Annotated in this window: 22 protein-coding genes and 1 tRNA gene; 13 read left to right on the top strand and 10 right to left on the bottom strand. The window is 58.8% G+C overall.

The window, feature by feature from the left end; all coding sequences use genetic code 11:
* Window positions 1–121 precede the first annotated feature (121 nt).
* Entirely contained in the window at window positions 122–1,342 is a 1,221-nt protein-coding gene (locus tag B060_RS0108425) for an OmpA family protein (protein WP_018081335.1), read from the bottom strand.
* A 404-nt stretch (window positions 1,343–1,746) separates the two neighbouring features.
* On the opposite strand from B060_RS0108425, the gene B060_RS0108435 reads away from it, so the two are divergent.
* Window positions 1,747–1,836 (top strand) — tRNA-Ser (locus B060_RS0108435).
* A gap of 344 nt (window positions 1,837–2,180) precedes the next feature.
* Here B060_RS0108435 and B060_RS0108440 read toward each other — a convergent pair.
* Genes B060_RS0108440 through B060_RS0108450 form a run of 3 tightly spaced genes read right to left on the bottom strand, consistent with a single transcriptional unit; the run spans window position 2,181 to window position 6,483 of the window.
* Complete coding sequence (locus B060_RS0108440; protein WP_018081337.1) at window positions 2,181–3,455, bottom strand: hypothetical protein; 1,275 nt, start codon at window positions 3,453–3,455, stop codon at window positions 2,181–2,183.
* A gap of 3 nt (window positions 3,456–3,458) precedes the next feature.
* The gene (locus tag B060_RS0108445) at window positions 3,459–5,843 is read right to left on the bottom strand and encodes a bifunctional diguanylate cyclase/phosphodiesterase (protein ID WP_018081338.1); all 2,385 of its coding nucleotides are present in this window, start codon (window positions 5,841–5,843) and stop codon (window positions 3,459–3,461) included.
* A 19-nt stretch (window positions 5,844–5,862) separates the two neighbouring features.
* Entirely contained in the window at window positions 5,863–6,483 is a 621-nt protein-coding gene (locus B060_RS0108450; protein WP_018081339.1) for a cupredoxin domain-containing protein, read from the bottom strand.
* 165 nt (window positions 6,484–6,648) lie between these two features.
* On the opposite strand from B060_RS0108450, the gene B060_RS0108455 reads away from it, so the two are divergent.
* Genes B060_RS0108455 through ybaK form a run of 4 tightly spaced genes read left to right on the top strand, consistent with a single transcriptional unit; the run spans window position 6,649 to window position 8,487 of the window.
* Entirely contained in the window at window positions 6,649–6,807 is a 159-nt protein-coding gene (locus B060_RS0108455) for an antibiotic biosynthesis monooxygenase family protein (RefSeq protein WP_155847572.1), read from the top strand.
* Window positions 6,808–6,810: 3 nt separating this feature from the next.
* Window positions 6,811–6,951, top strand: a complete 141-nt coding sequence (locus tag B060_RS27130) for a hypothetical protein (RefSeq protein WP_018081341.1) — start codon at window positions 6,811–6,813, stop codon at window positions 6,949–6,951.
* A gap of 46 nt (window positions 6,952–6,997) precedes the next feature.
* The gene (locus B060_RS0108465) at window positions 6,998–8,014 is read left to right on the top strand and encodes a threonine aldolase family protein (RefSeq protein ID WP_018081342.1); all 1,017 of its coding nucleotides are present in this window, start codon (window positions 6,998–7,000) and stop codon (window positions 8,012–8,014) included.
* Window positions 8,014–8,487, top strand: a complete 474-nt coding sequence (ybaK, locus tag B060_RS0108470) for a Cys-tRNA(Pro) deacylase (RefSeq protein WP_018081343.1) — start codon at window positions 8,014–8,016, stop codon at window positions 8,485–8,487. The genes B060_RS0108465 and ybaK overlap by 1 nt, the downstream gene beginning before the upstream one ends.
* 37 nt (window positions 8,488–8,524) lie before the next feature.
* Here ybaK and B060_RS0108475 read toward each other — a convergent pair whose 3' ends face one another.
* Both B060_RS0108475 and B060_RS0108480 read right to left on the bottom strand, forming a co-directional pair.
* The gene (locus B060_RS0108475; protein ID WP_018081344.1) at window positions 8,525–9,289 is read right to left on the bottom strand and encodes a molybdopterin-dependent oxidoreductase; all 765 of its coding nucleotides are present in this window, start codon (window positions 9,287–9,289) and stop codon (window positions 8,525–8,527) included.
* A 1-nt stretch (window position 9,290) separates the two neighbouring features.
* On the bottom strand, window positions 9,291–9,902 hold the full coding sequence (locus B060_RS0108480; RefSeq protein WP_026172704.1) for a cytochrome b/b6 domain-containing protein: 612 nt from the start codon (window positions 9,900–9,902) through the stop codon (window positions 9,291–9,293).
* Between the two features lie 132 nt (window positions 9,903–10,034).
* Between B060_RS0108480 and B060_RS0108485 the strand changes: the two genes are divergently transcribed.
* Entirely contained in the window at window positions 10,035–10,496 is a 462-nt protein-coding gene (locus tag B060_RS0108485; RefSeq protein ID WP_018081346.1) for a DUF4442 domain-containing protein, read from the top strand.
* Here B060_RS0108485 and B060_RS28215 read toward each other — a convergent pair.
* From B060_RS28215 to B060_RS0108500, 3 genes are all read right to left on the bottom strand, one after another.
* Window positions 10,493–10,627, bottom strand: a complete 135-nt coding sequence (locus tag B060_RS28215; protein ID WP_018081347.1) for a hypothetical protein — start codon at window positions 10,625–10,627, stop codon at window positions 10,493–10,495. The two genes, B060_RS0108485 and B060_RS28215, sit on opposite strands and share 4 nt — an antisense overlap.
* A 54-nt stretch (window positions 10,628–10,681) precedes the next feature.
* Window positions 10,682–11,311: a glutathione S-transferase N-terminal domain-containing protein gene (locus tag B060_RS0108495; protein ID WP_018081348.1), complete on the bottom strand. Its 630-nt coding sequence runs from the start codon at window positions 11,309–11,311 to the stop codon at window positions 10,682–10,684.
* Window positions 11,312–11,548: 237 nt separating this feature from the next.
* Window positions 11,549–12,016: a DUF2269 family protein gene (locus B060_RS0108500; RefSeq protein ID WP_018081349.1), complete on the bottom strand. Its 468-nt coding sequence runs from the start codon at window positions 12,014–12,016 to the stop codon at window positions 11,549–11,551.
* A 56-nt stretch (window positions 12,017–12,072) separates the two neighbouring features.
* Here B060_RS0108500 and B060_RS0108505 point away from each other — a divergent pair, with 56 nt between their 5' ends.
* The 3 genes from B060_RS0108505 to B060_RS0108515 are packed head-to-tail and all read left to right on the top strand — an operon-like array spanning window position 12,073 to window position 14,163.
* A complete protein-coding gene (locus B060_RS0108505; RefSeq protein ID WP_018081350.1) occupies window positions 12,073–12,468 on the top strand; it encodes a DCC1-like thiol-disulfide oxidoreductase family protein in 396 nt (131 codons plus the stop codon).
* The gene (locus B060_RS0108510; protein ID WP_018081351.1) at window positions 12,465–13,088 is read left to right on the top strand and encodes a DUF4166 domain-containing protein; all 624 of its coding nucleotides are present in this window, start codon (window positions 12,465–12,467) and stop codon (window positions 13,086–13,088) included. The genes B060_RS0108505 and B060_RS0108510 overlap by 4 nt, the downstream gene beginning before the upstream one ends.
* Window positions 13,078–14,163 (top strand): saccharopine dehydrogenase family protein, encoded by a 1,086-nt coding sequence (locus B060_RS0108515; RefSeq protein ID WP_018081352.1) that lies wholly within the window; start codon window positions 13,078–13,080, stop codon window positions 14,161–14,163. Before B060_RS0108510 ends, B060_RS0108515 begins: the two co-directional genes overlap by 11 nt.
* Here B060_RS0108515 and B060_RS0108520 read toward each other — a convergent pair.
* Complete coding sequence (locus B060_RS0108520) at window positions 14,160–14,675, bottom strand: DUF1993 domain-containing protein (protein WP_018081353.1); 516 nt, start codon at window positions 14,673–14,675, stop codon at window positions 14,160–14,162. The two genes, B060_RS0108515 and B060_RS0108520, sit on opposite strands and share 4 nt — an antisense overlap.
* 222 nt (window positions 14,676–14,897) lie before the next feature.
* Here B060_RS0108520 and B060_RS0108525 point away from each other — a divergent pair, with 222 nt between their 5' ends.
* The 4 genes from B060_RS0108525 (at window position 14,898) to B060_RS0108540 (ending at window position 17,854) form a co-directional block, all read left to right on the top strand.
* The gene (locus B060_RS0108525) at window positions 14,898–15,491 is read left to right on the top strand and encodes a YceI family protein (protein WP_018081354.1); all 594 of its coding nucleotides are present in this window, start codon (window positions 14,898–14,900) and stop codon (window positions 15,489–15,491) included.
* A gap of 32 nt (window positions 15,492–15,523) precedes the next feature.
* Window positions 15,524–16,084 carry a YceI family protein gene (locus B060_RS0108530; protein ID WP_040401750.1) on the top strand — a complete coding sequence of 187 codons (561 nt, stop codon included), beginning with the start codon at window positions 15,524–15,526 and terminating at the stop codon, window positions 16,082–16,084.
* Window positions 16,085–16,094: 10 nt separating this feature from the next.
* Entirely contained in the window at window positions 16,095–16,898 is an 804-nt protein-coding gene (locus B060_RS0108535) for a DODA-type extradiol aromatic ring-opening family dioxygenase (protein WP_018081356.1), read from the top strand.
* Window positions 16,899–17,167: 269 nt separating this feature from the next.
* Complete coding sequence (locus tag B060_RS0108540; RefSeq protein ID WP_018081357.1) at window positions 17,168–17,854, top strand: glutathione S-transferase family protein; 687 nt, start codon at window positions 17,168–17,170, stop codon at window positions 17,852–17,854.
* The last annotated feature ends 67 nt before the right edge of the window (window positions 17,855–17,921 follow it).

The following is a 17,921-nucleotide window of genomic DNA, read 5'->3' on the forward strand; positions in this document are numbered from 1 at the left end:
ACAAGTGCGACTTGATTGTCACATTGGCCGGTCATCACCCCATGTCAGGGTTTGGGCATAGAAAAACCCGGCCTGACATAGTCAGACCGGGTTTCTTTTATCCTAAATCGACGCGTTCTTATTAGAACGTGATGTCGATGGTCGAACGGCGGTTCAGCGGTTCCTTCACGCCGTCGCCGGTGGCGACTGCGGGGGCCGATTCACCCTTCCAATCAACAGCCAGCTTGGAGCCGTCAACGCCGAGGCCAGCGAGGGCATCAGCAACGGTCTTGGCGCGGCGTTCGGAAAGCTTGATGTTGTAAGCGGCCGAACCGGAGGTATCCGTGTGACCAACGACAACGATGCGAGCGGCATTGCCGGTCTTGGCGTAGTCAGCGGCAGCGGCGACAACCGATTGTGCGTCCGCAGTCAGGGCCGACTTGTCGAATTCGAAGTACACGATGAATTCGCGGGCTTCGTACTTGACCGGCTCAGGGGCGGGCGGCGGCGGGGGAGGAGGCGTTTCCACGACCGGAGCCGGCTCAGGAGCGGGCGGCGGGGGAGGAGGAGGCGCAGCTTCCTGACCGAAGGCCCAACGCAGGCCGACCGTCAGAGTTTGGTCGCTGAACTTGCCAACGAAGGTGTCAGGATCCTGCCAAGTGCCGTTCGGCTCAATACCGGCATTGAACTTGGCCTTGCCAGCGTCCAGATAACGGTAGGTCACGTCGAGGCTGAGGCGCTCGGAGAGCTCCCAGGCCATACCGGCGAGCAGTTGATAGGCAGCAACCGTGTCCTTGCCTTGCAGGCTCAGATCGGAAACCGTGCCAGCCGGGCTCGTGGAGAGCTGACCGAGCATCTTCGCCTTCACGCTGTCGAGACCGAAACCGGCGCCGACGAACGGATGGAACTGCGACTCAGGCATGATGTCATAGTACAGGTTGACCATGACGGTGGTTTGTTCGAACGAACCCTTCGGCGAACCGCAAGGATCAGCCGCGCCGCGGATCACACCGGTGGTGCAGATCGCGGTGTCGACCAGAGCGGCCGAGCCAGGATAGGTACGGGCGAAGCCACGGGCCGACGAGATGTCGCCAGGGCGGTAGCCGCCTTCAAATTCGACGCGCCAGTTCGGGCTGTAACGGTAACCGAGACGGGCGAAGCCAGCCCAGTCGTCATCCGTTGCCACGTTATAAACGTAAGCGCCGCCGTCAGGCATCGCGCCTTGCGAACGAGCCTTATAATCCGACTTCCAGTTGTAGCCGAGGTCAACTGCCCCGTACCAACCGTTTGCCTGTTCGGCAGCAGCGGAACCCGCTACCGCCATCGCGGCGAGAGCAGCGCTCGCCAGCAAGATGTGTTTCATGTTATTGCCCTCTCATGGCCATCCAACGAACAGTCGATCAACTCGACTGAAACCTTAGTACAAAGCTTCTTAACTTTCCGAACCCGTTTTGCATAGCACCCAAATACGATTTCGGCGTGAAATATGCACTTTTTTATCCGCTTTGGCGAGAACTGACACCAGAAAGACACGCTTATCGGATTGAAGCCGTACATAGCGGCATATAGGTCAAACTTCGCCATTAAAAAGCTATAGCACCCCCACCCCGCATTATAAAATTCTCATAAAGATCGGAAAAGGGCTTGCGGTTTGCCCGAGCTTTCAGTAGAGACACGCCCTCTGATCGACCCTGGCAGCGCAAGCCGCCCAGAATCAGGCGCTAATATCCTTTGTAATAGAAGGATTTACGTGGTTCCCCCTTGTACGGAGAGGTGGCAGAGTGGTCGAATGTACCGCACTCGAAATGCGGCGTAGGTGGAAGCCTACCGTGGGTTCGAATCCCACCCTCTCCGCCATAAGCTTAAAAAGGCTCCTTGTTCTCAAGGAGCCTTTTTGCTGTTTCATTTCAGTACATTGACCAGTGAAAGATCTGAATACAGACTTTTTATTGGCAAATGATCTTTAGATTCCCTTTATACTGGCTTTGTATGTGTTCAAAATGTCCCACATTTTGCACTGCAATGTCGCGGACCCCCGGTGTGGACACGCCCTCACCACATCCCCTGAGTTGAAATAGGCCGCCCGTCAACCGGGATATGCGAATCATTCGCGCAAATTTCCGCTCTTTAATGGCCGCAATTTATGCGAAAAAACCGAATCGTCACGACATTTGAAGCCCCATTACAGGGCTAAAAACTACTTAGAGATGTAACTTTAGCGCCAATTGTAGCTGCGTCTGCCCCTGTTGAGCCGTCAGGAGGTGCGTAGCGCGTGCCGGACGATCACTGACGACATGAAGGGCTTCGACGGCGACATCGAGGTGATCACTCATGGGTTTCAGCCACGCCAGGGTGGCGGCGTAGCCTGTTTCGCTATTGTCATCGATCTGCCGGCGCGAATGATCCTTGGCGGCGAAATAATCAAAACGCCCGGTCAGGCGGCTGCCATTGTCGCACCTGTGCGACCACAGCACATAAGCCGACTCGAAACCGACATCGACCACATAACGCCCCCGTCCGACCTGCCAGCCGGTGATCGTATGACCGACCATATACTGACTGAGTAGCTCATCTGTCGCCGTCAGTCGGTAAGCGGCACCCAGATTATAAAAGCGGGTGCCCCAGGCCCACTGGCCGTTACGCACCGCGTTCGGATTCCCCTGATTGTCATAGAATTCGGCATTGACGGCAAGCGCCGCTGGCGCCTTCCAATCGAGACGGACATAATAGCCAAGGCGCCCGTCGACTTCGACCACAGGTCGGCTCATCTCCGCCTGATTGTCATGAAAAATGCGATACCAGCCCTGATTTTCACCGTCGGGTAACATCAGTTCGCTGTTATCGGCCGAAGAAATATCGTGCAACGCCCAGCCACGCCAGCTCAGCAGCGTGCCTGCCGTATCATCGCGCGTGAACCCGCCCAGGGTCAGGCCCAGCCTGTGCCCGCCAAAAGTTTGCTGCGCATTGACCTCGAGCCCGCGCACCAGCACCTCTTCGCCAATCCACGAGTTGATGGCTGAGGGCGTGATCGTGCGCGAGGGCGTCCAGCCCGTACCGTCATGCTCCATGGAAACGGGCGGGAACATCTGGCCGGCGCGCACACCATAACGAAAGCCTGACTTCGGCACAGGTTTCCATTGTATGTAGGCCTCTTCGACGCCGAGCGGCACTTCCGCATCCGATACGCCCTGCAGCAGCATATAGCCCGAAAGGGTATCGGTGAACTGCGGCTTCCACAGCACCGCCGCCTGAGCGATGCTGGCGGTTGTTTCATCGCCATATCTGAGCTTGCCAAAGCCGCCATCCAGCCAGTCGCGTTCACCATCTGCGGTAGCCACACGCAGATCAATCCAGGCCGTATAGGTGCCCGGATCGAAGAGTTGCGTCTCGGCCTGTGCGACACCGCTGCAAAGCCAAAGTGAAGCCCAAAATGCGGGAGCGAGCCACCCGATCGTTTTCGTCGGAAGGGCCTTCATGGCTCAGCTTGCCTTGCGTTTGCGGTAAACCGGCATTTTCGACTTGGTAGCGCCGACGCCGGCAAAGTCATTGAGGAACAGCACCAGATCGCCAAACGGCATGGGTTTGGCGATGCCATAGCCCTGCGCAATATCGCAGCCCATAGCCTGAAGCAGAGTAAACGAAGCGGCCGTTTCGACCCCCTCCGCCGTCACCTTCATGCCGAGGCCGTGGGCCAGATCGATGGTTGAGCGCACCAGAAGCGCATCACGCTGGCCGCTCTCGATCTCCATAATAAAAGAGCGATCGATCTTCAGCTCATGCGCCGGAATCTGCTTGAGATAGGCCAATGATGACAGGCCGGTGCCGAAATCATCGATCGAGATTTCCAGCCCGCGGCTGACAAAGGTGTTGATCGCCGCCAGCCCGATCTTGGGGTCTTCGATGACTGCGGTTTCGGTGATTTCGAGGCAAATCTGCCCAACCGCCGTATCGCACAGGGCCAGCGCCTTGGCGTTGAAACCTTCGTCCGACAGCAAGCGTCCGGAATAGTTGATGCTGACATCGAGATTAAAACCAGCCGATTTCAGGCGTCCCTGATCGGCCAGACAGGTCTGCAGCACCTGGAGTGTCAGATCGCGGATGGCGCCCGTTTCCTCAGCGATGGCGACAAAGCGCTGCGGCGACACGAAGCCACGCTCAGGATGATTCCAGCGCACGAGCGCCTCGACCGACGTGATCTTGCCCTCACGATAGCTGAACTTGGGCTGATACCAGACCTCCAGCACCTTGCTTTGCAGGGCGGCGTAAAGCTGGTCGGTCAGCAGCAGGGTATCAGCCAGTTCCGAATAGATGCGCGGATCAAACAGCGCGATCTTGGCCTTACTGGCGCGCGCCTGATCAAGGGCGATCAGGGCGCGTTCGATCATTTCATCAGCGCTCGGACGCGCATTGGCCATATGATAGACGCCGAGCGACACCAGCACGTCGAGGCTCTGATCATCCGTCACCTTGATGCGCTTATCGAGACGCGCGGCGATGGCGCGGGCCAATGGCAGGGCCTGCTCGGCTTCGCACGGGTTCAGGCACAGTCCCAGAGTATCGGCCGAAAGGCGTGCGATATAGGCATTAGCGAAGATGCGGATGAGAATATCCTGAAGACGCGACACAAGCGTGTGCGCGTAGGAAACACCCCAAACGGCGCGGATATGGGCGTAGCGGTCGATGCCGATACAGACGACCACGACGCCATTTTCCACACCCTGCTCACGCAGTCGGGCGATATGATCTTCAAAGGCAGAACGGTTGGGCAGATCGGTCGGCAGATCGGTCTTGGCCAGACGCGTGATATCGCGTTCACGGTCCTCGATCGACACGGCCATGTCATTGAAGGCCGAGGCCAGGTCGGCCATTTCATCATGGGTGGTGATCTTGACCTGGCCAGGCTTGCCGTCGCGCAAGGCGAAGGCGGCATCTTTCAACGCCAGGATAGGACGGGTCAGGTTGCTGGCGAGATAAAGGCTGGCGATAATGACGCAGGTCAGGCCGAGAAGACCGATGCCGAGCAGGACGGTCAGGAGCGGCTGATAGGACTTGAGCGCCTCGCTGAGTGGATAGCTGAGCAGCAGGACGCTTTTTTGTTTGTTATCCAGATTGGGCAGCGAGGTGGCCACCGCAATCATGGTGCCGTGGTTGCTGCCGATCATGCTCGCGGCCTTGGTATGCAGGCTCTGATCGATAAAGAAGCTCAAGGAACTTGGCTTGTAGTCGCTGGTCTGCTCCGTAGGTCCGAGCCACAGGCCGCCACGCGTCTGGGTCAGGATCGACGACTTGATCGGGATGGACGACAGGCCTTGCAGGTTGTGCATTTCAGGGCCTTCGAGACGCTGGGCGAAGACGACCCAACCGAGGCGATCCGGCGCCATGACCGGCGCCGCCATCACCTGATAGGGGTGGCTGTCGATAGCGACAATACCGGTCAGTGCGGCCGTATCGGAATTGAACTCATCCTTGCTGCGCAGTGCGGCGGCCAGACTTTGTCCTAAGGCGCCGGCTTCCCCGACCACCGGATTGCCGTCAGGCCCAATGATCAGGCCGATCTCAACGTTCAGGCGTGATTGCAGATTATCGAAGGCCGATTCGACCGTGATATTATCGCGTGTCGCCAGGGCGGATTTGAAGCCGAAATCGCGCGACAGCAACACCGCATTGGATTGGAGCGCCTCGGATTTCAGCGTCCAGATACGCTGGAACACGCTGGCCGAGGCCTGCAGTTCCTTCTGCACCGAGGTGCGGGCGTAGGAGACCACCGCCATATAGCAGGCAAGCGCAATAACCAGCAGGGCCAAAGAGAAAAGGCCGCCGAACATAACGGATAACTTGGTGCTAAGGCGCTTGAACATGATCATGGGTTACACGTCACGCATGCTAATACTGACCCGCCGTGGGCGCAGACGGGCGCACCTTCACGCTGAAGGTCTGGGCCGATGGGCCGGCCAGTTTGAGCGCGCGCGCCATCTGATGCTCCGGCGCATCAAGGCCCGGATGCCAGATCGCCAGACTGCCGGCGCCATCGGGCACCTTCAGCATGACGCGGCCGGTGCCATCGGTCGTGGCGTAGAAGGGGGTATCGACGACGCGGATATAGGCGGCCATCGAATCATGAATGTTGCAGCCAAGCGCGACGGTGCCCGGACGATCGAACTTCATGATATGGCTTTTGCCCTTGCCATACAGGGGAAACTGAAAGGGTTGGACCGGCGAGAACGAGTAAACGTGATGGTTGACACGGTCCTTGTTGGGGAAGTTGACCGTGGCGCCGGCCGGCACCGCAAGCACATACGGAAGGAACTGAACGTTCTGCTGCGACATGACGAAGACCTTGCCTTTTTCCGCCGCCGGTATGGCCGCACCGGCCGCCGGTATCCAAGTAACCACCGTGTTCGGAACCGGCTTGCCACCGGCATCGCTGACCGCGACGGTGAGATCAGCGGCGGTGGCCTGAGAGCCTGCCAAAAGCAGCGCCGGAAGGAGGAAAAGGTATTTCATACACTTCGGATATCACAACAGTTATAAAAGACGGTTAAGACTCGCGGTCATGTCAAACAGTTGCCAACTTTAATTCGAAGTATGTAGAACAATCTAAAAACAGTGTGATCTGAGCCTATGCTGCTATGCAGCAAGTATAGAGACTTTAATTTTAGGAAGCCGCCGATGAGCATTACCAGATTGAATGAATTCAAGGCCTTACCGGGAAAATTCGAGGCGCTGACCGAGGTTTTTCGCCGCATCGTGACCCAGATTCGGACAGTAGAAGGCAATGAGCGCTGCGAGATGTTGCTTAAGGTTGCGGACGTGGATAGCGATGACTAAGGGTTGATAGTTCTCGAAACCTGGACCAGTATCGGGGCCCATCAACGCGCCGCCACGGCCGTCGATCCGAAAGATTTTTCCGCCGTCATGGCCCTGCTCAGCGAGAAACCCACGGGGCGGTATTATCAGCCCATCGACAGCTAGGCCGGCAAACCCTATAGACGTCTCTCCCCATCCGTTGAGAGTGCTCATGGCCAATTTCGCCAGCGACAATACCGCGCCCGTCCACCCCAAGGTCATGCAGGCGCTGATCGACGCCAACAGCGGCAATGTGCCGGCCTACGGCCATGATCCGATCACCGAAAAGCTGCAGGAAACCGTACGCATGACGTTCGGCGCGCCGCAGGCCCGCGCCTTTCCGGTGTTCAACGGCTCGGCCTGCAACGGGCTGGCCCTGGCGCGGATGATCCGACCTTACGAGTCGATCCTGGCCCACCGTCAAAGCCATATCAATAACGACGAATGCGGCCTGCCGGAGTTCTTCACCGGCGGCAAGATCATTGGACTCGAAGGCGATCACGCCAAACTGACCATCGCCAGCATTGGTGACCTGATCGAGACGACGCTGGGTCATGCGCCGCATACCTCGCGCCCGAAGGTGATCAGCCTGACGCAATCGACCGAGCTCGGCACGGTCTATGCGCTCGATGAATTGAACGCCCTCACCGCCTTCGCCAAGGCGCACGGCCTCTATGTTCATATGGACGGGGCGCGCCTCGCCAACGCCGTGGCTTCGCTGGGTTGCGCACCGGCCGACGTGGTGGCCGGGGTTGATATTCTGTCGTTCGGCGGCACGAAAAATGGCGCTATGCTGGCCGAGGCCGCCATCATTCTCAACCCCGATCTGATCGAGGATTTCGCCTATATCCACAAGCGCGCCGGGCAACTGCCTTCAAAGGCGCGCTATGTTTCGGCACAACTTCAGGCCCTGCTGGATAACGACCTGTGGCTCGATCTCGGCCGTCACGCCAACGCCATGGCCAGCGCTTTGCGTGAAGGCCTGATTGACCGCGCCGGCGTTGGCCTGCTCCACCCGGTCGAGGCCAACGAACTGTTCCTCACCCTGCCGAAAGCCACCGCCGACCGCCTGTTCGCCAGGGGCCACCGCTTCTACAACTGGCCCGCCGAAGGCCCTGATGCCTACCGTCTGGTCACCAGCTTCGCCACCAGCGAAGATGACGTAAAGATTTTTCTGGACGACTGCTGATGTCCAAAACCACACCCGGCACCCTGATGCTGAGCAAGCTCGGCATCGCCTTCGACCTGCACCCTTATGACTACGATCCCGATGCGCCGCGCGTCGGGCTGCAGGCGGCGGAGGCTCTCGGCATCGACGCCGCGCAAACCTTCAAGACCCTGATGGCCGAGGTCGATGGCAAGCCGGTCTGCGTGGTCGTGCCGTCCGATTGCGAGGTCAGCATGAAAAAGATGGCGGCCGCCTTTCATGGCAAGTCCGGCCACATGATGAAGGTACCTGATGCCGAACGCCTGACCGGCTACAAGGTCGGCGGCATATCGCCCTTTGGCCAGCGCAAAAAGACGCCGACAGCGATCGATGAAACGGCGCAACTGTTTGATACGATCTATATCAATGCCGGCCAGCGCGGGCTGTTGCTTAGCATCACGCCGGATGACGCCGCGCGCGCGCTGGAGGCCCCGTTCGTGGATTTGACGGCATAACACCTCTCCTCCCCATCTTCGATGGGGAGGAGGTTTTTTAACTGCCGCCAAACCAGTTATAGCCCATGTCTTCCCAGTAACCGCCGGGGTAGACATTGGTGACGAAGATCTCGACGATATGTTTGGGGTTCTTATAGCCGAGCTTGGTCGGCATCCGCAGCTTCATCGGGAAGCCGTATTTCGCCGGCAAGAGCTGGCCATCGAAGGTGAAGGCCAAAAGCGTCTGGCTGTGCAGGGCGGTCGGCATGTCGATCGAGGTGAAGTAGCCGTCGGCGCATTTGAAACCGACATATTTGCACGTCGTATCGGCCCCCACCCGCTTGAGAAATTCTGAAAATACCACACCGCCCCAGCGGCCGATGGCGCTCCAGCCCTCGACACAGATATGGCGGGTGATCTGCTCGGTGTGCGGCAACGCATAGAGCGCCGGCAGGTCCCACGGCCTGCGATCGGCGATCTTGCCCGCAAGCGCCAGCCGGAAACTGCCCGGATCGACCACCGGCGCCTTGTCGACGCTATAGAAGGCATTGAACGGGAATGGTTCCTTGATATCGGCCTCGCTATAGGTCGGGGCCAGCGCGTCCGGATTGAAGATCAGCCCTTGCGCGCCATCGTTAAAACGCGACACCGCTTTGAGGATTTCCCTCACCGAACCGTAGTGATTGAGGGCAATACCCGTGGCCAGAGACAAGCCCCCGAGCGTCAGCACATTGCCGAGCAGGCGGCGCTTGGCCGGGTCTTTCAACAGGCCATTCGCTTCTTTCAGGATCGCCTCTTCGTCGTTCTTGATGTCCCGCGTCATATCAGCGTCCCCACAGCATGGCTTTGATGGTTTTCGGCACCAGCAGGGCCATGACAACATGCACAATGATAAAGGCGCATAAGCCGGTCATGGCCAAGAAATGGATATAGCGCGCGGTCTCGTAACCACCGAGCAGGACACGCAACCAGCCGAACTGAACCGATTTCCACAACACCAGCCCAGAGGCGATCAGCACGATCATATCAGCCAAGGCGAAGAGATAGGCCAGTTTCTGGATGGCGTTGTATTGGCGCAGATCAGCGTGACTGAGCCGGCCGTTAACGAACGCCCGGATATCATCCCACAGGCCTTGCGGTGTCACCGGCAGGAACTGCTTGCTGCGCTTTGTTATGAGAAAAAGGACAAGATAGAGCACCGCATTGGCCATCAGAATCCACATGGCGGCGAAGTGCCACTGGATCGCGCCGCCCAGCCAGCCGCCCAGCGTCCATTCATTGGGAAACAGCCGCGTATTGGTGCCGGGGATATAGAGATGCAGGAAGCGCGTGGCGTTATAAATACGCCAGCCGCTCATAATCAGGATCACCACCGCCACGGCGTTAGACCAGTGGATGATGCGCAACCACAACGGATGAATACTGGTTTTGTCCACGCGCGCGCTCCCGAATTACCGCAGCTTACCATGTATACGACAGACGTCGAAATCCGGTTACGGTGAATATGAAATATTGACACCACCCCGCCTTCATGTTGACGTTTACGGAAACAATGCGAAGGTAATCCCATGGCCAAGGCTGACCGCTTCAAGCTGATCAACTGGTATCCGCCGCTGATCGGCGCCGGTATCCGGGTGATTGAAAACTCGGCCGATTTCACCGCCATCACGGTCGAGATGAAGCTGCGCTGGTGGAACAAAAACGTCGTCGGCACCCAGTTCGGCGGCTCACTCTACATGATGTGCGATCCGTTTTTCATGGCCATACTGATGACCAAACTGGGCCGTGACTATATCGTCTGGGACAAGGCGGCCGCGATCCGCTTTCTCAAGCCAGGCCGGCGGCATGTGCGGGCGCACTTCCATATTCCGCCGGAAGAGATCGCCCGCGTCAAGCTGGAAGCCGACACAAAAGGCAAGTACGACGCCGAATTTGAGGTCGATATTGTCGATACCGAAGGCACGGTGATCGCCAAGGTCCACAAGACCCTTTACGTGCGCCGCAAGGACGCCAAACGCGCGGAGGCCTAAGCTTTCGCGGCGGCCTCGTCAGCGCGCTTCTTTTGCGCCGCTACCATCTTGTCGAGTTGCGCCTGGGCCAGAGCCTTGCGCTGCTCGGCCAGTTCGTTCGGGGTCAGCAGGCGGTGTTTGGCTTTGTTCATCGTGGTATCTTTCAAAAAAGGAACCTATGACAGCTACGCCTGCCAAAGTACAGCCTAGGGCAGTTTCATGCCGCGCTCGACACCGGGACGTCGCCCCACCTCCGCCAGCCACTTGCTGATAAAAGGCCGCGCCTGAATCAGCGGCTCGATATGATCGGGCACGCGGGTGCGATATTGCGTGATCCACGGATAGATGGCGATGTCGGCGATCGAATATTCGTCACCCCCGACATGCGCCGATTCGCTCAGTCGCTTTTCCAGCACATTGAACAGGCGCTCGACCTCGGCCGCGTAACGGTTGACGCCGACAGGCGTCTGATTCTTGTCCGACACCACGAACCAACCAAGCTGGCCCATCATGGGCCCTAAGCCGCCCATTTGCCACATCAGCCACTGAATGACCGTATGACGCTGGTGCGGGATAGTGGGCAAGAAGCGGCCATATTTTTCCGCCAGATAGATCAGGATGGCGCCGCTCTCGAACAGGTTAAGCGGACCACCGTCAGCGTCCTCGTCCACAATGGCGGGTATCTTGTTATTGGGTGAAATGGCGAGAAATTCGGGTTTGAACTGGTCGTCCTTGCCGATATTGACCGGATGCAGGCTGTACGGCACACCCAGTTCTTCGAGCATGATGGAGACCTTGCGGCCATTGGGTGTGCCCCAGGTGTGCAGTTGGATCATGGCGACCGTCCTTGATAAATGACTGTTAAATAGATAGGCCGCCCAAGATCACTTGCAACACCTCTCTGTGTCGAACCGCAAATTAACGCACCTCGATGGCTGCCTTGATCGCTCGCGCCTGGCTTCGTCCCCCCTTATGAAACCATATATCTGGCGACAGCGGCCGGACCGGATACGACCTCAAGGAGAAAATCGGCGCCCTGGCAAGGGTCTATATCTGTCAACCTCAGCCATAGGTCATGAAAACGGTTTGAAGACCATAAGCCAAAAAATCGCCACCACCGCGGGAAAGGCCAGAGCGCCGAGCACCAGCCACCACAGGTTACAGCGCCAGTAGGCCGCCGGCAGAGGCACGTCTGTCGCCAGTGCTTCGGCGGCCAGGCGCTTCATGCGGATCTGCAGCCCCACTACCGGCAACCAGCACAGGCCGGCAAAGACATAGAGCGCCATGGCCAGCATCAGCCAGCCATCCGTCACATGATAGCCGGCGATATGGATCAGCGCAAAGCCGGTCAGAGGCTGGATGATGATAGCCGGCGTTGTGAAACACCAGTCAGCAATGACCACTGTCCGCGTGGCGAAGGCGATGGCCCGAATATCCTTCGAAAGATTGGCCATCAACATGAAGAAAGCCGTGCCGATACCGGTGCCGAACAGCACGGTCGAGGACAGAATATGCAGCCATTTGACACAGAAATAGAGCATGGCTGACAAGGCTATCCCATGTTAGGTGTTGGAGAGGATCGGACCTTATCGCCCCCATGCCCCTGCCGCAATCACAAGCTGACCCGATATGGCTCGTCTATGACGGCGACTGTCCTTTTTGTTCGGCTTCTGCGCAGATGGTACGCCTACGTCAATCGGTCGGCCATCTGAATATCCTTAATGCTCGTGAGGCTGCCGACCAACCGGTGATGACTGAGATCGCGGCACAGAATCTTGACCTTAACCAGGGCATCGTCGTCAAGTTCGAAGGCCGGCTTTATCATGGCAAGGACGCCCTGCACCTGCTGGCGCTGATCGGTTCAGAATCCGGCTGGCTCAATCGACTGAATGTCGCTTTGTTCCGTAACAAGGGGATGGTCGATATGGCCTATCCGGTGCTGAAAGGTATGCGAAACCTGGCGCTAAAGGTTCTCGGGAGACCTGCGCTGTGAAAACACCCATCTTCGCAGCCGTCTTCGCCGAGCAATGGGACGCATTACCGCCGGCGCTGAAAGCCCATTACGCCAACCGTGGTTTTACGCGCGATCGCGTCACCGTCACCGGCACTTTGACCATCCGCATGGGCCCTTTGCTGCGTTTCCTTTCACCGCTGCTCCGGCTCAGCAGGATGCTGACGCCGTGGCCGGGCGATGACGTCCCGTGCACCGTGGCGTTTCACAGCGAACCCGATTCCAACGCCTTTATCTTCGAGCGCCGCTTCAGCTTTCCGGGCCGTGCGCCGCATGTCTTTCGCTCGAAGCTGGTGCCGCAAGCACCGCATCATGTCATCGAATATATGGCCAGCGGATTGGGCTGGCGCTGCGGCTACAGCTTCGAGGATGGCAGGGTGCGCCTGTTTCATAAAGGCTATGTCTGGCGACTGTTCGGCGTCGACCTGCCGGTGACCTTTCTGGGAGAGCTGTTGGCCGGAAAGGGCTTTGCCTTTGAAGAGGCCAGCGGCGACATGAGCTTCAGTATGGCCATGGGACTGAAGGGCGGGCCGTTCGGCCGCCTGACCGCCTACAGCTATTCCGGCGACTTTACCGTGACGGAGATGGCCCTTGACGCGTGATATCCTCATCCTCGGCGGCTACGGCAATTTTGGCAAACGCATCGCGCAGGCCCTGTCGCGCCATGGCCTGCCACTGATCATTGCCGGGCGCGATCTCGAAAGGGCAAAGGCGCTGTGCCGTGACCTGCCAAACACCCGGCCTCTGGCACTTGATATTCACGGTCCGCTGGTGGAGACCTTAAAGGCCGAAAAGCCGTCGGTCGTCATCCATACCTGCGGACCGTTTCAGGGCGCCGATTACGCTGTGGCGCGCGCCTGTATCGCAGCCGGGATACATTACATTGATCTTGCCGATGGCCGCGATTTCGTGCGTGACTTCAGTCAGCTCGATGTCGAAGCCAGGGACGCCGGCGTTTGTCTGATCAGCGGTGCCAGCACGGTGCCAGGCCTGTCGTCGGCGGTGCTTGATCATCTTAAGACCCACTTCGCCCGTCTGGAAACACTCGATTTCGGCATCACCCCCGGCCAGAAGGCGGAACGCGGACTGGCGACCACCCGAGCCATCCTGACCTATGTCGGCAAACGCCTGAAGCCCTTCGCTGGACACCCCCGTCCCTATGGCTGGCAGGACACCCATGCCCAGACCTATCCGGTCATGGGGCGGCGATACTTGAGCACCTGCGACATTCCCGATCTCGATCTATTGCCCCAGGCCTATGACCTGACCTCGATCCGCTTCGGTGCCGGCCTCGAACTCGGCTTCATGCATCTGGGATTATGGGCACTGTCCGGACTGGTGCGCGCCGGACTGCCGCTCAACCTGCCGGCCCTGGCCAGACCGCTGCTGGCGATCAGCAATATCTTTGATGCCTTTGGCAGCGATGTCGGCGGCATGCATGTCACGGTGAGCGGGCAAGGCCACGACGGCGCACCGTTAAAACGTTCGTGGTTCATCGTCGCCAGGTCGAATGATGGCCCGCAAATCCCGTGCGTACCGGCGATCCTTCTGGCCAAACGGCTGCATGAAAAAGGCCCCGGACTTTCATCCGGGGCCTTTCCCTGCCTTGGTCTGATCAGACTCGAAGATTATCTCAACGAACTCAGGCGCTTCGATATCGAGACGTTTGAGGCCTAACCGCCCAAAAAGTCGTTCTTGCCAAGCGGTACGCCGGAATGACGCAGGATGGCATAGGCCGTGGTGACGTGGAAAAACAGGTTGGGGATGGCGAAGCCCGTCAGGTAGCTTAAGCCGGTGAATTCCATGGTGCGGCTCGGAAATTTCAAAACAACCTCGCGGGTTTCCGAACCTTCGAAGCCCTTGGCATCGACCGACCTGACGAAATCGACCGTCTTTTGCAGGCGCGAGTGCAGTTCGGCGAAGGTCGCTTCGTCATCGGCATAGGCGGGATTCTCGACCCCGCCCAGGCGCGCGGCAATGCCCTTGGCTGTATCGCTGACCAGTTGGATCTGCTTGGAAAACGGCAGCATGTCGAGCGCCAGGCGGGCGTTCAGCACGGTCGCTTCCTTGACATTCTTCTCCGCCGCCCAGGCTTCCGCCTTGCCGAGAATGGCCTTCAGATTGGTAAGCGCGTTAAGCACCACCGGCACGGACGCCTTGTACATATCGATGTGAACAGCCTCAGACATTTAGTCCCTCTTTGTGTTAGGTAGGAAGCCCTGCATATGGGATACTGAGGGCGCCTTGTAAGCCCGCCACGCAATAATTTCACGGTGAAATCCATCGCCGCATTTGCGCCGTATAGTGGGCTGATACATTTCGCGTGTGATTTTGGCGTACCCCCTTGAAACCCGCAACAGTAACTACTATTGTTACGTTTCCATTTCGCGACTCACTGAAAAGAGCCCCCCATGACCAAGTTCGCCCTTAAATCCGTTTTCTCGGCTTCGGCTTTCGCCTTTGCCCTGCTGTCCGCCTCGGCACCAGCCTTCGCGGCCGACACCTACAAGCTCGACGACACCCACACCTCTGTCATCTTCCAGTGGACCCACTTCGGCTTCTCGCATCCGTCCGGCAAGTTCATGAATGCGGTCGGTTCGGTGACGCTTGACGAAGCGAACCCCGCCAAGAGCTCGGTCGAGGTCTCCTTCGCTATCGACGGCATCAATACGGGCGTCGCCAAGCTCGACGAACACCTGAAGGGCGAGCAGTTCTTCGACGCCGCCAAGTTCCCGACCGCCACGTTCAAGAGCACCAAGGTCGTCCCGACCAGCGCCACAACGGCCGACGTGACCGGCGACCTGACCATCCACGGCGTCACCAAGCCGGTGACCCTGAAGGTCAAGCTCAACAAGAAGGACGTCCACCCGATGATGAAGAAGGTCGACGCCGGCTTCACCGCCACCGGCACGATCAACCGTTCGGATTTCGGCATCGGCGCCTACGTCCCGGCCGTCAGCGATCAGATCGATCTTTCCATCGAAGCTGAAGCCATCGCTCAGTAGTATTGACGCTCAGTAAGACTTAAGGGGTTCGAATGTTCAGATTGGCCGCGTTGTGTATGGCGTTGGGTCTGGCGGCAACGCCAGCCCTGGCCGACAGCCTGACGTTCGAACCCACCCACACATCGGTCGTTTTTCAGTACGCGCATTTCGGCCTGTCGCATCCCTCTGGCAAGATTATGGGTGCGACAGGTACGTTGATCCTCGACGACAAGGATCTCAGCCGGTCCACGGTCGACATCACGCTCGACATGCGCACCCTGACAACCGCCCTGCCAGATTTCGACGCCCTGCTGAAAGGTGACGACTATTTCGACATTGCCCGCTTCCCCACCGCGACCTTCAAAAGCACGAAGGTCGAATTAACCGGTGAGACGACAGCCAATGTCACCGGCGACCTGACGATCCACGGCGTTACCCGCAGCGAAGTTCTGGCGGTCACCTTCAACAAGAAGGCCTTCAATCCGGCGCTGTTCAAGACGGGCTGTGGCTTTTCCGCCACCGCGCATCTCAGCCGCAAGGCCTTTGGCCTGGGCCATTTTGAGCCCATCGTCGGCGACGACATCGATCTCATCATCGACGCCGAAGCTTATTAAGAGCATTATCATGACCGCGACCAGAACGCCGACCGTCTATATACCTCATGGTGGCGGACCGTGCTTTTTCATGGACTGGAACCCCGCCGACATGTGGGACAAGATGGGCGCCTATCTCAAGCGCCTGCCCTCCGATGTCGGCGAAAAACCCAAGGCGCTGCTGATCATTTCCGCCCACTGGGAAGAGGCCGATTTCACGGTCATGACCAAGCCGGCGCCCGGCATGTTGTTCGACTATTACGGCTTTCCGCAGCATACCTACGAACTGAGCTACCCGGCGCGCGGCTCCGAAGCCTTGGCGGCACGGGTGCAGGATCTGGCGGCGCAGGCCGACATCACGGTCGCGGCCGATGCCGCGCGCGACTTCGATCATGGCGTCTTTATCCCCATGCTGATGGCCTGGCCCGACGCTGATATCCCGACGATCCAGCTTTCGCTGAAAGCCGGCCTGAACCCGCAAGAGCATATCGCGCTCGGTAAAGCACTGGCACCCCTGCGTGACGAAGGCGTGCTGATCATCGGCAGCGGCATGAGCTTCCATTCGATTCCGCGTTTGATGGGTCGCGGTTCCGGCAGCGGCCCGGCGTCCCACGCCTTCGATGACTGGCTGAGTGCGACCGTCAGCAGCGATATCAACGGCCTGAACAACTGGGCCAGCGCCCCGAGCGCACACGATTGCCACCCGCGCGAAGAACACCTGCTGCCGCTGATGGTGGTGGCCGGCGCCGGTGATGGCGATCCGTCGCGACGTACCTATCACGAGGACAGCCTGGGGCCTACGGGCATCGCCATCAGCGCATTTCAGTTCGGGTAAGTTTATAAGCAAGAAACCCCACCACCATATCGCTACGCTCATGGTCCCCCTCCCCGAATTTGAAGGCACATTCAGGGAGGTATAAGAAGTGATTTATACCTCCCTGAAACGCGCTTGCGTTTTGGGGAGGGGGACCGCGCCATTCTTCATGGCGTGGTGGTGGGGTTTCTTACTTTGGCAGAAAATCAGTCACTGTTGGCGCTAATCCCTCTGGCCATTTTACCCATTCCGGCGCACGTTCCGCGCACCTCAAACGGAAAGGCCCACCCATGTACGCGCTCCATATCGGTAACAAGAACTACTCCTCGTGGTCGCTGCGCCCGTGGGTGCTCCTGAAAGCCCTCGCTATCCCTTTCACCGAGCACCAGCACTATTTTGCGCCCGATAACAGCGCCTTCAAAAGCTTCTCCCCTTCCGCCCTGGTGCCGGCTCTGGTCGACGGCCAGACCACGATCTGGGATTCTCTGGCGATCACCGAATATGTCGCCGAGGATCATCCGCAAGTCTGGCCGCAAACACGCGAAGCCCGCGCCTATGCCCGCTCGGCTGCCGCAGAGATGCATTCCGGCTTCAGCACCCTGCGTAACCTGTGTTCTATGAGTATTGGCGTCCGCATCAAGCTGCACGACACCCCGCCAGCCCTGCTCCGTGACCTGGCCCGCATCGACGATATCTGGCGGCTGGGCCTCAGCCGTTTCGGCGGCCCCTTTCTCGCCGGTAGCGCCTTCACAGCCGTCGATGCCTTCTATTCCGCCGTGGTTTTTCGCATCCAGACATATGGTCTGGGCTTTGATCTGAGCCATGAGGCCCGCGCCTATGTCGATCCTATGCTGGCGCAACCCGCCATGCAGGCCTGGTATGAAGGCGGCCTCACCGAGACCCTCCGGGATGCGCCGCATGAGGTCGAGATCGCTCAATCGGGCGTGGTCATCACCGATTACCGCGCCACCGCTTAAGCGCACCTCATCTCCGGCGCGAGGGGGCGCGTGTTACCACAAGGACAGCCATCGGCACTTAAAGAGG

Source organism: Asticcacaulis benevestitus DSM 16100 = ATCC BAA-896 (genome assembly GCF_000376105.1).
Classification (GTDB): Bacteria; Pseudomonadota; Alphaproteobacteria; order Caulobacterales; family Caulobacteraceae; genus Asticcacaulis; species Asticcacaulis benevestitus.